This is a genomic window from Curtobacterium flaccumfaciens UCD-AKU, from assembly GCF_000349565.1.
Classification (GTDB): Bacteria; Actinomycetota; Actinomycetes; order Actinomycetales; family Microbacteriaceae; genus Curtobacterium; species Curtobacterium poinsettiae.
This window is the reverse complement of the sequence record NZ_KB714617.1, coordinates 19,285-37,567: the sequence shown is the minus strand read 5'-3', so window position 1 is coordinate 37,567 and position 18,283 is coordinate 19,285. Positions and strand designations below refer to the sequence as shown.

General features: G+C 71.4%; 16 protein-coding genes. 13 read left to right on the top strand and 3 right to left on the bottom strand.

What is annotated here, in order from left to right; all coding sequences use genetic code 11:
- The first annotated feature begins 124 nt into the window (after positions 1-124).
- The 6 genes from H489_RS27695 to H489_RS27670 all read left to right on the top strand — a co-directional run bounded on the left by H489_RS27695 (position 125) and on the right by H489_RS27670 (position 7,993).
- A complete protein-coding gene (locus tag H489_RS27695) occupies positions 125-2,470 on the top strand; it encodes a transglycosylase domain-containing protein (protein ID WP_040419623.1) in 2,346 nt (781 codons plus the stop codon).
- Between the two features lie 190 nt (positions 2,471-2,660).
- A complete protein-coding gene (gene gatC / locus H489_RS27690; RefSeq protein WP_017887005.1) occupies positions 2,661-2,960 on the top strand; it encodes an Asp-tRNA(Asn)/Glu-tRNA(Gln) amidotransferase subunit GatC in 300 nt (99 codons plus the stop codon).
- Positions 2,961-2,971: 11 nt separating this feature from the next.
- Positions 2,972-4,519: an Asp-tRNA(Asn)/Glu-tRNA(Gln) amidotransferase subunit GatA gene (gene gatA, locus H489_RS27685; protein WP_017887004.1), complete on the top strand. Its 1,548-nt coding sequence runs from the start codon at positions 2,972-2,974 to the stop codon at positions 4,517-4,519.
- The gene (gene gatB, locus H489_RS27680) at positions 4,519-6,024 is read left to right on the top strand and encodes an Asp-tRNA(Asn)/Glu-tRNA(Gln) amidotransferase subunit GatB (protein ID WP_017887003.1); all 1,506 of its coding nucleotides are present in this window, start codon (positions 4,519-4,521) and stop codon (positions 6,022-6,024) included. The genes gatA and gatB overlap by 1 nt, the downstream gene beginning before the upstream one ends.
- Before the next feature lie 110 nt (positions 6,025-6,134).
- Positions 6,135-7,274 (top strand): type III polyketide synthase, encoded by a 1,140-nt coding sequence (locus H489_RS27675; protein WP_017887002.1) that lies wholly within the window; start codon positions 6,135-6,137, stop codon positions 7,272-7,274.
- Positions 7,271-7,993, top strand: a complete 723-nt coding sequence (locus H489_RS27670) for a methyltransferase domain-containing protein (RefSeq protein WP_017887001.1) — start codon at positions 7,271-7,273, stop codon at positions 7,991-7,993. Before H489_RS27675 ends, H489_RS27670 begins: the two co-directional genes overlap by 4 nt.
- Positions 7,994-8,101: 108 nt before the next feature.
- Here the strand turns inward: H489_RS27670 and H489_RS27665 are convergent, their stop codons facing one another.
- Positions 8,102-9,151: a zinc-dependent alcohol dehydrogenase family protein gene (locus tag H489_RS27665; protein WP_017887000.1), complete on the bottom strand. Its 1,050-nt coding sequence runs from the start codon at positions 9,149-9,151 to the stop codon at positions 8,102-8,104.
- Between the two features lie 80 nt (positions 9,152-9,231).
- Between H489_RS27665 and H489_RS27660 the strand changes: the two genes are divergently transcribed.
- Both H489_RS27660 and H489_RS27655 read left to right on the top strand, forming a co-directional pair.
- Positions 9,232-10,185: a DUF3097 domain-containing protein gene (locus H489_RS27660; RefSeq protein WP_017886999.1), complete on the top strand. Its 954-nt coding sequence runs from the start codon at positions 9,232-9,234 to the stop codon at positions 10,183-10,185.
- Positions 10,186-10,255: 70 nt separating this feature from the next.
- A complete protein-coding gene (locus tag H489_RS27655; protein ID WP_017886998.1) occupies positions 10,256-10,909 on the top strand; it encodes a hypothetical protein in 654 nt (217 codons plus the stop codon).
- 275 nt (positions 10,910-11,184) lie between these two features.
- Here the strand turns inward: H489_RS27655 and H489_RS27650 are convergent, their stop codons facing one another.
- Positions 11,185-12,198, bottom strand: a complete 1,014-nt coding sequence (locus H489_RS27650; RefSeq protein WP_017886997.1) for a LacI family DNA-binding transcriptional regulator — start codon at positions 12,196-12,198, stop codon at positions 11,185-11,187.
- Positions 12,195-12,617 carry a DUF3054 domain-containing protein gene (locus H489_RS0118935; protein WP_040419636.1) on the bottom strand — a complete coding sequence of 141 codons (423 nt, stop codon included), beginning with the start codon at positions 12,615-12,617 and terminating at the stop codon, positions 12,195-12,197. Before H489_RS0118935 ends, H489_RS27650 begins: the two co-directional genes overlap by 4 nt.
- Positions 12,618-12,748: 131 nt before the next feature.
- On the opposite strand from H489_RS0118935, the gene H489_RS36815 reads away from it, so the two are divergent.
- From H489_RS36815 to H489_RS27630, 5 genes are all read left to right on the top strand, one after another.
- The gene (locus H489_RS36815) at positions 12,749-13,693 is read left to right on the top strand and encodes a hypothetical protein (RefSeq protein WP_235045674.1); all 945 of its coding nucleotides are present in this window, start codon (positions 12,749-12,751) and stop codon (positions 13,691-13,693) included.
- 479 nt (positions 13,694-14,172) lie between these two features.
- Positions 14,173-15,327 (top strand): extracellular solute-binding protein, encoded by a 1,155-nt coding sequence (locus tag H489_RS27645; RefSeq protein WP_017886994.1) that lies wholly within the window; start codon positions 14,173-14,175, stop codon positions 15,325-15,327.
- Positions 15,324-16,358, top strand: coding sequence for an ABC transporter permease (locus tag H489_RS27640; RefSeq protein ID WP_017886993.1), 1,035 nt, complete (start codon positions 15,324-15,326; stop codon positions 16,356-16,358). Before H489_RS27645 ends, H489_RS27640 begins: the two co-directional genes overlap by 4 nt.
- Positions 16,355-17,167 (top strand): ABC transporter permease, encoded by an 813-nt coding sequence (locus H489_RS27635; protein ID WP_017886992.1) that lies wholly within the window; start codon positions 16,355-16,357, stop codon positions 17,165-17,167. The genes H489_RS27640 and H489_RS27635 overlap by 4 nt, the downstream gene beginning before the upstream one ends.
- Entirely contained in the window at positions 17,164-18,264 is a 1,101-nt protein-coding gene (locus H489_RS27630) for an ABC transporter ATP-binding protein (RefSeq protein ID WP_017886991.1), read from the top strand. The genes H489_RS27635 and H489_RS27630 overlap by 4 nt, the downstream gene beginning before the upstream one ends.
- The last annotated feature ends 19 nt before the right edge of the window (positions 18,265-18,283 follow it).

Below are 18,283 nucleotides of genomic sequence, written 5' to 3'. Positions count from 1 at the left end.
TCGGTGCGCACGTGCGGATCGCGACGCCGCCTCGAAGGCCGCCTGGGTGGCAACCTGAACGCGACCGCAGCCTGCACTCGTTCCAGGGCAGAACCAGTACAGCCCTGCTGCCTACGGTTCCGTCATGCGTGTGGTGCGATGGCCTGGTGCTCTCCTGATGTTCGTGGTGATGTCCGTGCTCGCCGGCATGCTCGTCGCCGTCGCGGTGACCCCGGCGGTCGCCGTCGCGGGAGAGGGGACGTCGGGGGCGGTGTCGTTCTTCGAGGACCTGCCGACCTACCTCGACGTGCAGACCCCGCAGCAGGTGTCGTCCGTGTACGCGGAGCAGGGCGGGAAACAGGTCAAGATCGCCTCGTTCTACGCCGAGAACCGCACGAACGTGACGGCCGACCAGATGGCGGACACGCTCAAGGAAGCCGCGATCGACACCGAGGACCCGCGCTACTACGACGAGGGCGGCATCGACGTGCTCGGCACCCTGCGCGGTGTCGCCGCGACCGTCGTCGGCGGGGACGTGCAGGGCGGCTCGAGCATCACGCAGCAGTACGTCAAGAACGTCCTGGTGCAGCAGTGCGAACAGCTCACCGGCAAGGACCAGGCCGCGACCAAGAAGAAGATCGACGCGTGCTACCTGGACGTCGCCGGCGTCACCCCGCAGCGCAAGCTGCAGGAGATGCGGTACGCCATCGCCGTCAACAAGAAGTACTCGAAGGACGAGATCCTGACCGGGTACCTGAACCTCGTCGGGCTCGGCGGCCGGGTCTACGGTGCCGAGGCGGGGGCCGAGTACTACTTCGGCGTGCACGCCAAGGACCTGTCGCTCGTGCAGTCCGCCACGCTCGTCGCGATCCTGAACAACCCGTCGAACCTGCGCATCGACGTCCCGGGCGACAAGGAGAACGGCAAGGCGAACGGGTACGCGCTGACGAAGGAGCGCCGCGACTACGTGCTCCGCCGGATGCAGGTGCACGGCTCCATCACGAAGGCCGAGATGACGAAGGCGATCGCGACGCCCGTGACGCCCAAGATCACCGAGACCGCCAACGGGTGCTCGGCGGCCGCGACGAGCTACGACGCCGGGTACTTCTGCGACTACGTCCGCGATCAGGTGCTGCAGGACCCCGCGTTCGGCAAGACCGCCGCGGCGCGCATCGCCACGCTCGACACCAAGGGCCTGCAGATCCACACCTCGCTCGACCTCGACCTGCAGGGCCAGGCGCAGAACGCCCTGTCGACCTACGTGCCGGCGACCATGGCCGGCGTCGACGTCGGTGGCTCGAACGTCACCGTCGAGCCGGGGACCGGGCGGATCATGTCGATGGTGCAGAACACCACGTACACGCAGGGCGACAACGCCGGCGCCGGTGCCACCGCGGTCAACTACAGCGCCGACTCGGGGTACGGCAACTCCGGCGGGTTCCAGACCGGCTCGACCTACAAGGTGTTCACCCTGGCCGAGTGGCTCGCCAGCGGCCACACCCTGTCCGAATCCGTCTCCACGACCGAGCACACGTTCCAGAACTCCGAGTTCACGAACTCGTGCCAGAACGTCAGCGGCGGGGTCTGGCCCGTCGCGAACGCCGAGACGGTGCCGGCGTCGATGACCGTGCAGGCCGCGACCGTCGAGTCGATCAACACGGCCTTCGGCGCGATGGGCAAGCAGCTCGACCTGTGCAAGATCGCCCAGCTCGCGCAGGCGATGGGGATCCACCGGGCCGACGGGGCCGCCCTCGGCCAGACGCCGTCGTCGATCCTCGGCGTCAACGAGCTGTCGCCGATCGACCTGGCCGAGGCCTACGCGGGCTTCGCCAACGACGGCGTCGTCTGCACGCCCACCGCGATCGACTCGGTCACCGAGGCCGACGGCACGAAGATCACCCCGACGCCGTCGTCCTGCACGCAGGGCGTCTCCGCCGACGTCGCGGGCACCGTCGACTACGCGCTGCAGGGTGTGCTGTCCGGATCGGGGACCGCCGCGACCGCGAACCCCGGGGACAGCGTGCCGAAGTTCGCGAAGACCGGCACCACCGACGGTGACGTGCAGAACTGGCTGGTGGCGTCGTCGACGAAGTACACGAACGCCACCTGGATCGGCAACGTCCAGGGCGGCGTGAGCCTGGCGCACTGGCCGTTCCTGCAGGGCACGACCGGGTACAGCGCGAAGTTCGGGGTCGGGAAGTCGATGATGGCGTACCTGGACCAGACCGTCGGCGGGGGAGCGCTGCCGGCACCGAGCCAGGCGATGATCGGGCAGGCGAGCAAGTCGTCCTCGTCGTCGTCTTCCTCGTCGTCGGGTTCCTCGTCCGGGCAGGGGAACGCGCAGGACGACCAGGCGACACCGGCGCCGACGTCCGCGCCCGACGGGGGTGCTGCCGCGTCTCCCGCTCCGGCTGCTCCCGCTGCACCGGCGGCTCCGGCGGCTCCGGCGGCTCCGGCCGCGCCGGCTGGCGGCGGCAAGGACGGGAAGTGACCGCTCGGGTCCACGCCGCCAGTTCCTGAACGACGCGCCAGCGTCGGGAAGGCCGTGCCCGTGGGGCGCGGCCCGCTGCCGGTCCGGACGCCCGGCACCGGGCCGGGCGTGCGTTGTCCACAGCCGCGCCTGCGCGCTCGACGCAGCCAATAGACTGTTGGGCATTCCACGAACCGATCGACGGAGCACCATGCCTGACATCACGAGCGAGCAGGTCGCGCACCTGGCGAACCTCGCACGTATCGCACTCACGCCCGACGAGATCGAGAAGCTGACCGGGGAGCTGTCGCACATCGTCGAGAGCGTCGCCAAGGTCGCCGAGGTCGCGACCGACGACGTCCCGGCGACGAGCCACCCCGTGCCGCTCGGCAACGTCACCCGACCCGACGTGGTCGGCACGACGCTGACGCAGGAGCAGGCGCTCTCCGGGGCGCCCGACTCCGACGGCGAACGGTTCCGCGTGACCGCCATCCTCGGCGAAGAACAGTAGGGCGAAGAACAGTGACCGACGACATCACCAAGCTGAGCGCCGCGGCGCTCGCCGACGCCCTGGTGGCCCGCGACGTCTCGAGCGTCGAGGCCACCCAGGCCCACCTCGACCGGATCGCCGCCGTCGACGGCGACGTGCACGCGTTCCTTCACGTCAACCAGAACGCCCTGGCAGCCGCGAAGTCGATCGACTCGCGCCGTGCCGCCGGCGACGACCTCGGGCCGCTCGCGGGTGTGCCGATCGCCGTCAAGGACGTCCTGTGCACGCAGGACATGCCGACGACATCGGGGTCCAAGATCCTCGAAGGCTGGGTGCCGCCGTACGACGCGACCCCCGTCGCGAAGCTCCGCGCCGCCGGCCTCGTGCCGCTCGGCAAGACCAACATGGACGAGTTCGCGATGGGCTCGACCACCGAGTTCTCGGCCTACGGGCCCACCCGCAACCCGTGGGACCTCGACCGGATCCCCGGCGGATCCGGTGGTGGCTCGGCCGCTGCGGTCGCGGCGCACGAGGCACCGCTGGCCCTCGGGTCCGACACGGGTGGCTCCATCCGCCAGCCGGGTGCGGTGACGGGCACGGTCGGTGTGAAGCCGACCTACGGCGGGGTGAGCCGCTACGGCGCCATCGCCCTGGCGTCCAGCCTCGACCAGATCGGTCCGGTGTCCCGCACGGTCCTCGACGCCGCGCTCCTGCACGACGTCATCGGCGGGCACGACCCGAAGGACTCCACGTCCATCCCGGACGCCTGGCCCTCGATGGCCGCCGCCGCACGCGAAGGGCTGCAGGCGGACACGCTCCGCGGCCTGCGGGTCGGCGTGGTCAAGGAACTCGCCGGTGGTGACGGCTTCCAGGCCGGTGTCACGCAGCGTTTCCAGGAGACCGTCGCGCTGCTCGAGTCGGCCGGCGCGGTCGTCGTCGAGATCGATGCGCCGTCGTTCGCGTACGCCATCAGCGCGTACTACCTGATCCTCCCGGCCGAGGCGTCGTCGAACCTCGCCAAGTTCGACTCGGTGCGCTTCGGCCTCCGCGTCACGCCCGAGAACGGTGCCACCGTCGAGGACGTCATGGCCGCCACGCGTGAAGCCGGCTTCGGGCCCGAGGTCAAGCGGCGCATCATCCTCGGCACCTACGCCCTGAGCGCCGGGTACTACGACGCCTACTACGGCTCGGCGCAGAAGGTCCGCACGCTCGTGCAGCGCGACTTCCAGGCCGCGTTCGAGCAGGTCGACCTGCTCGTCAGCCCGTCCGCGCCGACGACCGCGTTCCCGATCGGTGAGCGCATCGACGACCCGCTGGCGATGTACCTCAACGACCTCACGACGATCCCGGCGAACCTGGCCGGCGTGCCCGGCATGAGCATCCCGAACGGCCTCGCGCCCGAGGACGGCCTGCCCGTCGGCGTGCAGCTCATGGCGCCCCAGCGCGAGGACGCCCGGCTGTACCGCTACGGTGCCGCGCTCGAGCGTCTGCTCGAACAGCAGTGGGGCGCACCGCTCATCGCGTCCGTCCCGGACCTCGACCAGAGTCAGCAGTCCGCTGCGCAGGAAGGTGTGATCTGATGGCGCAGAAGGACGCGCTGATGGACTTCGACGAGGCGCTCGAGCGCTACGAGCCGGTGCTCGGCTTCGAGGTCCACGTCGAACTCGCGACGAAGACCAAGATGTTCTCGGACGCCCCGAACTTCTTCGGCGGCGAACCCAACACGAACGTCACCCCGGTCGACCTGGGGCTGCCCGGGTCGCTGCCGGTCGTGAACGCGCAGGCCGTGCGGTACTCGATCCAGCTCGGGCTCGCGCTCGGCTGCTCGATCGCCGAGTCCTCGCGGTTCGCCCGGAAGAACTACTTCTACCCGGACAACCCGAAGAACTACCAGGTCTCGCAGTACGACGAGCCCATCGCCTACGAGGGCGAGGTCGAGGTCGAGCTCGCCGACGGCACGATCTACAACATCCCGATCGAGCGCGCCCACATGGAAGAGGACGCCGGCAAGCTGACCCACGTCGGTGGCGCCACCGGCCGCATCCAGGGTGCCGAGTACTCGCTCGTCGACTACAACCGTGCCGGTGTGCCGCTGGTCGAGATCGTCACGAAGCCGATCTTCGGTGCCGAGCACCGCGCCCCCGAGCTCGGTGCGGCGTACGTGCAGGTCATCCGCGACCTCGTCCGGGCGCTCGGTGTCTCCGAGGCGCGCATGGAGCGCGGCAACCTGCGGTGCGACGCGAACATCTCGCTGCGTCCCCGCGGGCAGGAGAAGCTCGGCACCCGCACCGAGACGAAGAACGTCAACTCGTTCCGCGCCGTCGAGCGTGCGATCCGCTACGAGATCCAGCGTCAGGCCGCGATCCTCGCCGCCGGTGGCTCGATCACGCAGGAGACCCGCCACTGGCACGAGGACACCGGTCGCACCTCGGCCGGTCGCCCGAAGTCGGACGCCGACGACTACCGGTACTTCCCGGAGCCTGACCTGCTGCCCGTCGTGCCCGACCCGGCCGTCGTGGCGGAGCTCCGGGCCTCGCTGCCCGAGGCCCCGGTCGCACGTCGCCGTCGTCTGAAGGCGGACTGGGGCTTCGCCGACCTGGAGTTCCAGGACGTCGTCAACGGCGGGCTGCTCGACGAGGTCGAGGGCACCGTCGCCGCCGGCGCCGCACCGCAGGCCGCCCGCAAGTGGTGGACCGGTGAGATCAGCCGCGTCGCCAACGCGCAGGACGCCGCCCCCGGTGACCTGGTGTCGCCGAAGCACGTCGCCGAGGTCATCGCGCTCGTCGAGTCCGGTGACCTGACCGACCGCCTGGCGCGCCAGGTGCTCGAGGGCGTCATCGCGGGCGAGGGTTCGCCGGCCCAGGTCGTCGAGGCCCGGGGGCTCAAGGTCGTCTCGGACGACTCCGCCCTGACCGCCGCGGTCGACGAAGCGCTCGCGGCGCAGCCCGACGTGCTGGCCAAGATCCAGGACGGCAAGGTCCAGGCGGCCGGAGCCATCATCGGTGCCGTCATGAAGGCCATGAAGGGCCAGGCCGACGCCGCACGCGTGCGTGAACTCGTGCTCGAGCGCGCGCAGCAGTCGTAGGCGGTCCCACCTCGCAAGGGCACGGTACCGGTCGGTGCCGTGCCCTCCGTGCGTCCCGGTTGCCGTGTGCATCCTGGGGACACGTCAGCGATCGGGTGACAGGATGAACCGTGTCCGCAACGATCCGCGCCATCGGAACCGCCGTCCCCGAGACGACCCTCGACCAGCCCCGGGTGCGTGACCTCTTCTCTGCCCAACCCGACCTCGGGCGGCTCGGCCAGCGCCTTGTCCCCGCCGCGTTCGACGGGTCGGCGGTCGACCAGCGGCACACCGTCCTCGAGGAACTCGACTCCGCACGTGCCGGCGGTGCCTTCCGTGACGACGACGGCACCCTGCGCTCGCCGTCCACCGGTTCGCGCAACGACCGGTACCGCGAACTCGCCCCGCCGTTGTTCGTCGGCGCCGCCCGTGACGCCGTCGAACGTGCCGGCATCGCGCCCGATTCCGTCACGCACCTGGTGACCGTGTCGTGCACCGGGTTCACGCAGCCCGGGCCCGACATCGACGTCGTCGAGCAGCTCGGACTCCCCGCCGGGGTCTTCCGGCACCACATCGGCTTCATGGGATGCTGCGCCGCGTTCCCCGCGCTCCGGATCGCCGCCGCGTTCGTCGACCAGGACCCGGACGCCGTCGTGCTCGTGGTGTGCGGTGAACTCTGCACCCTGCACGTCCGCGCCTCGAACGACCCCGACCAGATCGTCGCGAACAGCGTCTTCGGCGATGGTGCGGCAGCCGCGGTCGTCGCCCGGGACGGAGCCGGCCTGCGCTTCGACGACTTCACGACGGCCGTGGTGCCCGAAGGGGCGTCCGAGATGGCGTGGAACATCGGGGACGAGGGGTTCGAGATGGTCCTGTCCACCGCCGTGCCGAAGCTCGTCGGCCTGCACGTCCCGAGCGCCGTGCAACCGCTGCTCGACGGCGGGCCGGCGTCGGACGTGCCGGTGTGGGCGGTGCACCCGGGCGGCCGCGCCATCCTCGACCGCACCCAGGAGTCCCTCGGCCTGCCCGACAGCGCGATGGAGTCGAGCCGGCGGGTGCTGCGGGAACACGGCAACATGTCGAGCGCCACCGTGCTCTTCGTGCTCCGTGACGCCGTCGACGCCGGCATGGCTGACGGCAGCGCGGTCGTCGCGCTGGCCTTCGGTCCCGGCCTGACGGTGGAGAGCGCCCGGCTCACCGCGGTGCGGACCGAGGCGTCGCTCGCCGGAGAGCCGCTGCGCGTGCCCGTCGCGACCACGGGCGCGGCGTGAGCCGTCCGGACGGCGGCACCACGGGCCTCCCGGCCGTCGACCTGCGCACCCGCGCGCTCGACCTGACCGAGCTGATGGACGACCCGGACTGCGATCCGCGCGCGCTCGCCCGCACCTTCCGGCGCTTCGCTGTCGTGAACGCGCTCGTCAGCGGCTGGCGCGCGGCCTGGCGCTCGCACGTCGTGCCCGCGCTGCCCGCACAGGGGCGTGGCCGCGTGCTCGACCTGGGGTGCGGCGGCGGCGACCTGGCCCGGTCGCTGGTGCGGTGGGCGGCGAGTGACGGCTTCGACCTCGAGGTCGTCGGTGTCGACCCCGACGAACGCGCCATCGCCGCCGCACGGCGGTCCTCACCGGCCGGGGTGACGTTCCGGCAGCAGTCGAGCGGCGACCTGGTCGCGGCGGGCGAGCGGTTCGACGTCGTCGTCTCGAACCACGTGCTGCACCACCTGGGCGACGAGGAACGGCGGGGGTTCCTGGCCGATTCCGAGCTGCTCGCGAGCGGACGCAGCCTGCACTCCGACATCCGACGGTCGTCGGCCGCCTACCGCGCGTACGCGCTGGCGTCACCGCTCGTCGCGACGGGGACCTTCGTCCGGGTCGACGGCCTGCGGTCCATCCGACGGAGCTTCACGGTGCCCGAACTCCGCGATGTGCTCCCCGGTGGGTGGCGGGCCGAGGCGGCTGCGCCGCACCGGGTGCTGGCGATCCGCGACGCGTGACCGGGCGGCGTCCGGCGGTCGGACGCGACCAGACGACGGACGGGAGGCCCGTGGCAGCGCCGCCACGTGCCTCCCGTCCGTCTGCCGGTGCGTCCACGACGCACGCCGCTACGGGCGCAGCAGCACCTTGATGGCCCGGCGCTCGTCCATCGCGCGGTAGGCCTCGGCGGCCTCGTCGAGCGGCAGCTCCAGGTCGAAGACGCGACCGGGGTCGATCGCGCCGGAGAGCACGTCCGGCAGCAGCTCCGGGATGTACTTCCGGGCCGGGGCCATGCCGCCCGCGATCGCGATGTTCGTGTCGAACAGGTAGCGCGTGCCGATCGTCGGCACTCCGTGCGGGACCCCGACGAAGCCGACGTTGCCGCCGGGCCGGACCGAGTGCAGCGCCTGGTCCATGCTCTCCTCGGTGCCGACGGCTTCGACCCCGCAGTCCGCCAGGTCGCCGCCGAGCAGCGCGCGGACCGCCGCGACGCCCTCGTCGCCGCGCTCCGCCACGATGTCGGTGGCACCGAACTCGCGGGCGAGCGCCTGACGGTCGGCGTGCCGGCTCATTGCGATGATGCGCTCCGCACCGAGCCGCTTCGACGCGAGGACGGCGGACAGGCCGACCGCGCCGTCGCCGACCACGACGACGGTCTTGCCGGGGCCGACCGCTGCCGACACGGCGGCGTGGTGGCCGGTCGAGAAGACGTCGGACAGGGTGAGCAGCGACGGCACCAGCGCCGGGTCGACCGGGCCGGGCACCACGACGAGCGTGGCGTCGGCGTCCGGGATCCGCACGTACTCGGCCTGTGCGCCACCGACGGGGTCGCCGTGGGCGTCCGTGCTGCCGAAGCCGGACAGGTGGTCGCAGCCGGTGGTCATGCCGTTGCGGCAGGCCTGGCACGTGCCGTCGTTCATGGTGAAGGGGGAGATGACGAAGTCGCCCTCGTGCAGGCCCGTGACGTCGTCACCGACGGCGACGACCTCGCCGACGAGCTCGTGCCCGATCGGCCGGGGCTGCTTCGTCTCGGTGACGCCGCGGTAGGGCCAGAGGTCCGACCCGCAGACACAGGCCGCGAGGACCTTGACGACGACGTCCTTGCCGGACAGGAGTCCGGGACGGTCGCGCTCCTCGACGCGGATGTCGTTCGGGGCGTGGATGATCGCTGCGCGCACGGGCGGGCCTTCCGTCGAGATGGTGGGGAACCGGCGCGGTCGACGTCGTCCGGGCCGTCGTCGACAGTACCCTCGTGCGGGTGGACGACGACCGGTACGGCGGCGATGTGCTCTCGGGGGACTGGCGCTCGCGCGGGGTGAAGAAGGTGCGGCAGGTGCCGCTCGAACGGGACATGGTGCTCGAGGACCCGGACTCCGGGTGGGCCGGTGCCGTGGTGGGGCTCGAGGCGGGCAACATCGCGCTCGAGGACTGGAAGGGCCGCACGCGCTCCTTCCCCTTCACCGGGCAGTTCCTGCTCGAGGGTGAGTTGGTGACGCTGGGGCGGCCGTCGGCGCCGGTCGGTCGTTCTGCCGGGGGTGCCGCTGGCCGGGCTGGTGCTGCTGGTTCCGTCGGTGCCGTGCACGCGGACTGGAGGCCCGGGGCCGCGCCCGCCGTGCGGCAGGCGTCCGACGGTGGTCGCCTCCGCACCGCGTCCGGATCGTTCGCCGTGGAGTCGCAGCGTGCTCGGGTGGCGCTCCCCAGCCGCATCATGGTCGAGGGCAAGCACGACGCCGAACTCGTCGAGAAGGTCTGGGGCGCCGACCTGCGCGTCGAGGGCGTCGTGGTCGAGGAACTCTCCGGCGTCGACAACCTGGCCGCGGTGCTCGACGAGTTCCAGCCGACGCGGGAGCGGCGGGTCGGGGTGCTCGTCGACCACCTGGTGCCCGGGTCGAAGGAGTCCCGCTTCGCCGACGCCGTGATGCGCGGCAAGTGGGGCGCGCACGTGCTCGTCGTCGGGCACCCGTTCGTCGACGTCTGGCAGTCGGTCAAGCCGGCGCGGGTCGGGCTGCGGGCGTGGCCGACGATCCCGCGCTCGATCGAGTGGAAGGCGGGCATCTGCCAGGCGCTCGGGTGGCCGCACGCCGAGCAGGCCGACATCGCTCGGGCATGGCAGCGGATCCTCGGGCAGGTGCGCACCTTCGCCGACCTCGAGCCGGAGCTGCTCGGCCGCGTCGAGGAGCTGATCGACTTCGTGACGGAACCACAGGCCTGAGGACCGGCGGATTGCCCGACCGGCGCGGTGCGCCGGGGGTGATCCGCGCCTCCAGGCCTACTGTTGGGGGATGGACGGCATCGACGGGCGCGTGCGGGGCGCGGTCGACCTGTGGCTGCGCTGGCTGCCGCGCTGGCAGATCGGGACCGCCCGCCCGCGCACGCGCATCTGCCGGAAGTGCACCGGATCCCCGATCGCCGCGGCCGCGGGGTTCGGACCCGACGTGCCGCACGCCGTCCAGCACGCGCTGATCGGGCGGATCTCGACCATCGTCGAGGACGCCGTCGACGACTACACGGCGAAGAACCTGCCGTTGCTGCAGCGTGAGCTCGAGCGCGCGGCGGCCCGGAAGCGGCACGCGGGGTACCAGCCGGCCGAGGGGTTGTCGCCTGAGTTCCAGGGCCTCGACGTGGACCCCGAGCCGTCGCCGGGGTCGCCGTTCCTGTTCACGCTCGGCGAGCTGGCCGGCACCGGCGCGGGGGAGCAGACGCCGCGCGAGCCGTTGTCCGACGAGGCGAAGGCCGCGCTCCGGCACGAGATCGCGCTGTCCGACGAGTGCGCTCGGTCGACCGGTACCGCGGTGTGCCTGGCGCTCATCGACCACCGCCCGCGGATCGCCGAGGCCGTCGAACGCCTGGTCGAGCCGCAGATCGAGGCGCTGGTGTCCGACATGTTCCGCGGGTTCGACGGTCCGGAGGACGGGCCGCGCTCGGGCTTGTTCTAGGCGGGGGCGGGCGGCTGCGGGCGTGGCCGTGGGCGGAAGCCGCACGGTGCTGTCTGTGTCGGCCCGTGCGAGGTTGACCGCTCGGTGCGCGCTTGTAGCGCCGCACCGAGCCACCACGGTGGCACCGCTTGACGAACCTCGCACCGTGCGTGCTTCTCGAACCTCGCACCGCATCACGAATCGTGCGCGGGTTTGCGCGACCTCGCACCGTGCGCGGTGCCCGGAGCCTGCACGGGGTGAGTCGACGCGCACCGTGCGAGGTCAGCGGGCCGGCGTCAGCGGGGGAGCAGGGTGCGGCCGGGGATCACGGTGCCGCGCAGTGACCGGTGCTCGACCGGGCGCGTGGGGTCGTCGATGCGGCCGATGACCAGGTCGATGGCCTCGCGGCCGATGCGCTCGATCGGTTGCTCGAGTGTCGTGAAGCCGATCCAGTCGCTCGCCAGCGGGTAGACGCCGTCGAACCCGGTGACGGAGAGGTCGCGCGGGACCTCGACACCGCGGCGGGCGAGCGCCTCGCACACGTCGAGCATGAGCCGGTCGGTCGGACACATCACCGCGGTCACGCCCGACTCCTGCACGGCGTCCACCAGGTCGGCGGCGAGGTCGTCGGGTGGCCGCACGAAGCTCGCGTCGATGTCGAGCACCCGGACGCCACGTGCTCGGAGCCGCTCGACCATCGCCGATGATCGCGCGTGCTGCGTGATGGCGTCGTCGAGCGGGACCGTGAACACCACTGCCGTGGTGTGGCCGGCATCGGCGACGGCGTCCGCGATGGAAGCCCCACCGTCGACCTCGTCGCAGTAGACGCTCGAGAGCGCCGGGTGCAGCTCGGGCCGACCGGCGACGACGGTGGCGATGCGGGGCGCGAACTCGGCGATGTCGGCGGACGGCATCAGGCCGCTGCACACGACCAGGCCGTCGACGCGCATCGACACGAGGGCGGCGAGGGCGGACTTCTCGTCCTCGACCCGGCCGACGCCCGTCGTGGTGACGACGCGGTAGCCGAGCTCCGATGCGCGGCGCTCCATCACGGCGTGCAGTGCGGTGTAGACCATCGACGAGGCGTCACGGACGAGCATCCCGATCGTGTTCGTGCGCCCGCTGACCAGCCCGCGGGCCATCGCGTTCGCGACGTACCCGAGCTCGGTCGCGGCGCGTTCGACTCGCTCACGCGTCTCGTCGGAGAACCGACCTGTTCCGGAGAGGACCCGGCTCACCGCCGACTTCGAGACACCCGCACGTGCGGCGACGTCGAGGATGGTCGGCTGGGAACCGCGGCTGCCGTTCACGCGTCGGTCGCTGCAGCATCCTGCCGCGACCGCGACGAGGTGGACCGGAGCACACCGCGGACGATCGCCCGCCAACCGAGCAGGAACACCCCGAGCACGATCGTGGCGACGATGACGAACGAGATCGGCAGCGGGTTGCCGTCGACGTCGCCCTGGCCGGTGACGACACGGATCGCCAGACCGACGAAGACCGTTAGCACCCAGACCAGGACGCCGGTCGGCCACAAACGCAGTGGTCGTGCCCAGGCTCCGCTCGCCACGTACCCGATCGCCCAACCGGCCAGGAACGGGTAGGCGGTCGTCCACAGCGCCAGCGCCGTGTTCGCCTCACCGTGGGACGAGCGCCCGATGAGCGCGAAGACGACGATGAGGACGACGTCGATGACGGCTGCGAGCCAACCCCAGGTGCGTGCGTTCACCCGCTCATTCTCGCAGGCCTCGGGCTGCTCGCTCATTCCTCCACAAGGTGCTCGGCGCGGCTGCTGCTCCACAGCACGCCCACGCGGTGCTGCTCCGAAGGCGGAGGATCCGGAGCATCACGAGTATGTCGATGAACCTCAAGCTCGCACCGGTCCCCGAAGTCCTCACGTACCGAACCTCCGCCCAGCGCCCCGACGAGTCCGATGTCATCAGACGTCGGGCCGCTGCGGGGGAGCTCACACGGGTAGCACGCGGACTCTACGCGGAGTCTTCGGGATGGGCCGCACTCCACCCCACTGAACAGCACCACCTCCGGCTGCGCTCGTTCGCCGACCGGATCCGGCCAGGAGACCTGATCTCACACGTCTCCGCCGCCGTCGTGTTCGGTGTGCCCCTGCTCACCCCGCCACCGACCCGGATCCACGTGACCTCACGCGGTGCCGACCGGCGCACCACGAACGCGACCTTCGTGGTGCACGCCGACCTCGACCCCGAACGGAACGAGCGTCCGGTCGCCACGCTCGACGGGCTGCTGTTGTGCGGACTCGATCGGCTGGCGACCGACCTCGCACTCACACTGCCGTTCACCGACGCAGTCGTGTCCCTCGATGCGCTCCTGCGTCGCGAGGTCGAACGCGAGGACGTCCTATCGGCGATCGAGCGGCGCGGGCAGAAGGGACGACGTCGGGCACTCCGGGCGATAGGGTTCGCCGATGCCGCATCGGACTCACCGGGGGAGTCGTACGCACGAGCGCGGTTCGACCAGTTCGGGACACCACCGCCGGTCCTCCAGCACCGCTTCCGGGCACTCGGCGAGCCGGACATCGTGGTGGACTTCTGGTTCCCGGATGCCGGGGTCGTGGTCGAGTTCGACGGAGCCGTGAAGTACCGGAGCAGTGCGTACCTGCGGGGACGGACACCGGAGGAAGCGCTGTTCGACGAGAAGATCCGGGAAGACCGGCTCCGCGCGTTCCCCGAGGTGCGAACCGTGGTGCGGCTCACCTGGTCGGACCTGCGCAACGAGTGGGTCCTCCGCGCGAAGCTCCGCAAGGCCGGAGTCCGCATGTCGCGCTGAGGGCTATCAGTCACGCACCGTGCGAGATTGTTCGGCATCTTGCCGGTGCGCACGGTGCGCGGTTCGTCGCCCACCGCGGACCTGGCCGCTCGGTGCGGGGTCGTCGGCAGCGAACGGGGCCGCGCACCGTGCATCGTTCGCCGGTCGGGGGCGAGCAGCCCGCTCCGTGCCGGGTTGTAGCCGGGCACGAAGCCGTCAACCCCGCACGGGGCGTCGGAACTCGCACCGTGCGCCGTCACCGCGCCCACGCCCGCCGCCCGCGCCCGCCGCCCGCGCCCCGCACCCGGAGTTCACCCGGCGGCGACGCCGGAGGCACCCGGAGTTCACCCGGCAGCGCCACACTCGACCCCGGCGCGGGAACGTTCCCACACGGCCCGCCCGACCAGCACCCCGCACCACCGCACCACCGCACCAGCCCCCGCACCACCCCCACCCCGCACGACCCCCACCGCATCACCCACGGAACAGGGAGTACCCACGTGAAGACCCGAGCCCTCGCCGGCCTCGCCATCGCGGCAGCCGCGACCGTCGCACTCTCCGGCTGCGTCCAGAGCGCCAACGCCTCGAACGCTGCCGACGGCAACGGCACCACCAGCCTCACCGTGTTCATCAGCGGCGACACCAACGTCCAGGACCTCTGGGACAAGTCGCTCATCCCCGCCTTCGAGAAGGCGAACCCGAAGATCAAGGTCAGCACGAGCATCGACCTGCACGGCGAGCACGACGCCCAGACGCAGGCGAACCTCGCCACCGCGGTCAAGGCCGGCAAGTCCGTCGCGTACGACCTCGTCGACGCAGGCTTCGTCACCACCGCCGGCAAGGCCGGGCTGCTCAGCACGGTCAGCGACAGCACCATCCCGAACCTCAAGGACGTCCCCGACGCCACGAAGCAGCAGGGCGGCGACAGCGCCATCCCGTACCGCGCCTCGAGCGTGCTGCTGGCGTACGACGCGAAGAAGGTCACGGACCCGCCGAAGACCCTCGACGACCTGCTCGCCTGGATCAAGGCCAACCCGGGCGAGTTCGCCTACAACTCCCCGTCGTCCGGCGGTTCGGGTGGCTCGTTCGTGGCCACGGTGCTCGCGAAGTACCTGACGCCCGCCGAGCAGGAGACGATGCAGACGAAGTACGACAAGTCGCTCGAGTCGAAGTGGGACAAGGGCTTCGCGGCCCTGAAGGACCTCGGCCCGTCGACGTACCAGAAGGGCGTCTACCCGAACGGCAACGACCAGGTCGTGCAGCTGCTCGGCAGCGGTCAGATCGCGATGGCCCCGGTCTGGAGCGACCAGTTCATCACCTCGCAGAAGACCGGCATCATCCCGAAGACCACCAAGGCCGTGCAGATCGACGACCCGTCGTTCACCGGCAGCGCGAGCTTCCTCGGCATCCCGAAGACCGAGCCCAAGGCGAAGAAGGCGGCAGCCGAGAAGCTCGCCGACTTCGTGCTCAGCGCGAAGGGGCAGCAGCTCGTCGCGAGCGCCGTCTCCGGCTACCCGGTGATCCCGCTCGACAGCCTGCCGAAGTCGGTCGCCGAGCAGTTCACCGACGCGAACCCCTCGCAGCTCCGCCTCGGGTTCCAGAGCGACTTCGCCGCCGACATGAACGCGGCGTGGGACGCGAAGGTCCCGCAGTGACCCAGACCGTCCAGGACGGCCCAGCAACCGGCCGGGAGGCCCGTGGCGACTCCGCCACTGGCCTCCCGCCCGTCCCGCCCCACGCCCAGGGCCCGGCGCACCCCGCTGGCGGGCGCACGACGCAGGAACGGCTGGCCCGCCGCCGGCGGTGGCAGGGCCTCGCCCTCGTCGCCGCCCCGGTGCTCGTCGTCATCCTGTTCGTCGGCGTCCCGGTGGTGAACGCCGCCCTGTTCAGCCTCGGGTTCACCGGCGGCCTGAACCAGGCGCTCGCCGACATCGGCGGCGACACCGTGCGCGGCTTCTCGTTCGCGGTCTACACCACCCTGCTCGGCAACCCCACGTTCCTGCGTGACCTGGTCGCGACGCTCGGGGTCACGGCGCTGTCGACCGGCCTGACCGTGGGGCTGGCGGTCGTCGTCGCGGTGATCCTGCGGCTCCGCGGAGGCTTCCTCGGCAAGACCCTCAGCGTCCTGGCCGTGGTGCCGATCTTCGTGCCGGTGGTCATCGCGAGCTGGTCGATCCTGACCTTCACCGACGCGCAGGGCTTCCTCCGCAGCCTCGGGGCGCAGTTCGGCCTCGACGTCCCGGTGTGGGGCTACACCCTCGTCGCCGTGGTGTTCGGCAGCGTCTGGACCAGCCTGCCGTTCGCGGTGCTGATGATCGCCGGGGCGCTCCAGGGCACCCCGGATGCCCTGGTCGAGGCCGCGAAGGACGCCGGGGCGAGCACCTGGCGCGTCGTCTGGCAGGTGCTCCTGCCGATGGCCGCGACCCCGCTCGTCATCGCGACGACGTTCACCGTCATCGGCGTCCTCGGGTCGTTCACCGTGCCGTACTTCACCGGCCCGAACGCCCCGACGATGCTCGGCGTCGACATCTCGAAGTACTTCCAGGCCTACAACCGTCCGCAGCAGTCGACGGCGATGGCGTTCATCGTGTTCGCGTTCGCCGCGGCTGCGAGCGTCTTCTACCTCCGCTCGACGGTCCGCTCGAACGCGGGCGAGCTCGACAAGAAGCGTCAGGAGCAGCAGTGATCAAGCGTCTGACCGGCAACGCCCTCGTCTGGGCGACCGCGATCGTGCTGGCGGTGTTCATCCTCGGTCCGCTCGTCTGGCTGGCCGCCCGTGCCTTCGCCACGACGTGGACCTACCCGAACCTGCTGCCCGACGGCTGGACCCTGCAGTGGTGGGGCACCGTGTTCGAGGACCGCAGCCTGGCCGTCGCGGTGCAGAACTCGCTCGTCCTCGCGCCGCTCACGGTCCTCATCGCCGCGGTCGTGTGTCTGCCCGCTGCCTGGGCGATCAGCCGCATCGAGTTCCCCGGGCGGCGGCTCGTGCTCGTCGGACTGTTCGCCACGAACGCGTTCCCGAAGATGGGCCTCTTCGTCACGATGTCGGCGATGTTCACCGCGCTGAACCTCATGAACACGGTGACCGGGATCCTGATCGTGCACGTCCTGGGCTGCGTCGTCTTCATGACGTGGCTGCCCGCCGCGGCGTTCTCGGCCGTGCCACGGTCCCTCGAGGAAGCCGCCCGCGACGCCGGGGCCAGCCGCTGGCGCACCTTCTGGAAGGTGACGTTCCCGATCGCCTGGCCGGGGATCCTCGTCGCGATGGTGATGTCGTTCCTGGCGTCCTTCGACGAGGCACAGGGCACGTACCTGGTCGGCGCCCCGACGTACATGACGATGCCGACGGCGATGTACTCGCTCGTCCTCAACTCCCCGCGTCAGGTCTCGGCGGTGTTCGCGATCGCGCTGAGCATCCCGTCCGTGGTCCTGCTGCTGCTCGCCCGGAAGCACATCATGGGCGGCCGTCTGGCGGACGGCTTCCAGATCCGATGACCACCACCAGCACGAAAGGCGACCAGATGACGGACAAGGCGCTCGTCGCGGAACGCACACCGGGCCTCCAGGCCGACGGCAGCACGACGGACCGGACCGGCGGACTCACCATCCGGGGACTGCGCAAGACGCTCGGCGGACGCGACGTCGTCGCGGGCATCGACCTCGACGTCGCGAAGGGCGAGCTCGTCTCGCTCCTCGGGCCGTCGGGCTGCGGCAAGACCACGACGCTCCGCATGGTGGCGGGGTTCCTGCCCGCCGACGGCGGCGTCGTGACGATGGGGGACCGCGACGTCACGTCGCTCGGTCCGGAGCGCCGACCGAGCGCGATGGTGTTCCAGAACTACGCGCTGTGGCCGCACATGACGGTGACGCAGAACGTCGCGTTCCCGCTGCGGACCCGACGGGTGCCGAAGCAGCGGGTCGCCGAGCGGGTGCGCGACGCGCTCGAGCTCGTCGGGCTGAGCCACCACGCCGGCTCGAAGCCGACCGCGATCTCGGGCGGTGAGCAGCAGCGCGTGGCCCTGGCCCGCGCGATCGTGCAGGAGCCGGACGTGCTGCTCCTCGACGAGCCGCTGTCGAACCTCGACGCGAAGCTCCGCGTCAGTGTCCGCGACGAGATCCGGCGCATCCAGCAGCGCCTCGGCATCACGACCGTGATCGTGACGCACGACCAGGACGAAGCGCTCAGCATCTCCGACCGGATCGCCGTCATGCACGACGGCCGGATCGAGCAGATCGCCACACCGACCGAGCTCTACGCCCGCCCCGCCACCGGGTTCGTCGCGTCGTTCATCGGTTCGACGAGCGTCGTCACCGGCCGGTTCCTCGCCGGCACGTCCGTCAGCCCGACCGCGGCCGACACGGTGCTGGTCCGCCCGGAGCAGGTCGTGCTCACCGATGACTCGCCGATCCGTGCGACCGTCGCACGGGTGCTCATGCGCGGCCACTTCGCCGAGGTCGTGCTCAGCACCGACGGCGCGGAGCTCCGCGCCTACGTCACCGGGCCACCGCCGGCGGTCGGCACCGAGACCGGGGTGCGCCTGGGCGAAGTGCTCGTGCACCGCGACGGCGTGCTGCTCGAGGTCGCACGATGAGCGCGGGGGTCCCGACGCC

Excerpts from the sequence above, each read along its gene's own strand:
- gatB (WP_017887003.1), top strand. The coding sequence starts at position 4,519 with ATGGCGCAGAAGGACGCGCTGATGGACTTCGACGAGGCGCTCGAGCGC.
- H489_RS36815 (WP_235045674.1), top strand. The coding sequence starts at position 12,749 with ATGAACCTCAAGCTCGCACCGGTCCCCGAAGTCCTCACGTACCGAACC.
- H489_RS27695 (WP_040419623.1), top strand. The coding sequence starts at position 125 with ATGCGTGTGGTGCGATGGCCTGGTGCTCTCCTGATGTTCGTGGTGATG.
- H489_RS27630 (WP_017886991.1), top strand. The coding sequence starts at position 17,164 with ATGACCACCACCAGCACGAAAGGCGACCAGATGACGGACAAGGCGCTC.
- H489_RS27655 (WP_017886998.1), top strand. The coding sequence starts at position 10,256 with ATGGACGGCATCGACGGGCGCGTGCGGGGCGCGGTCGACCTGTGGCTG.
- gatC (WP_017887005.1), top strand. The coding sequence starts at position 2,661 with ATGCCTGACATCACGAGCGAGCAGGTCGCGCACCTGGCGAACCTCGCA.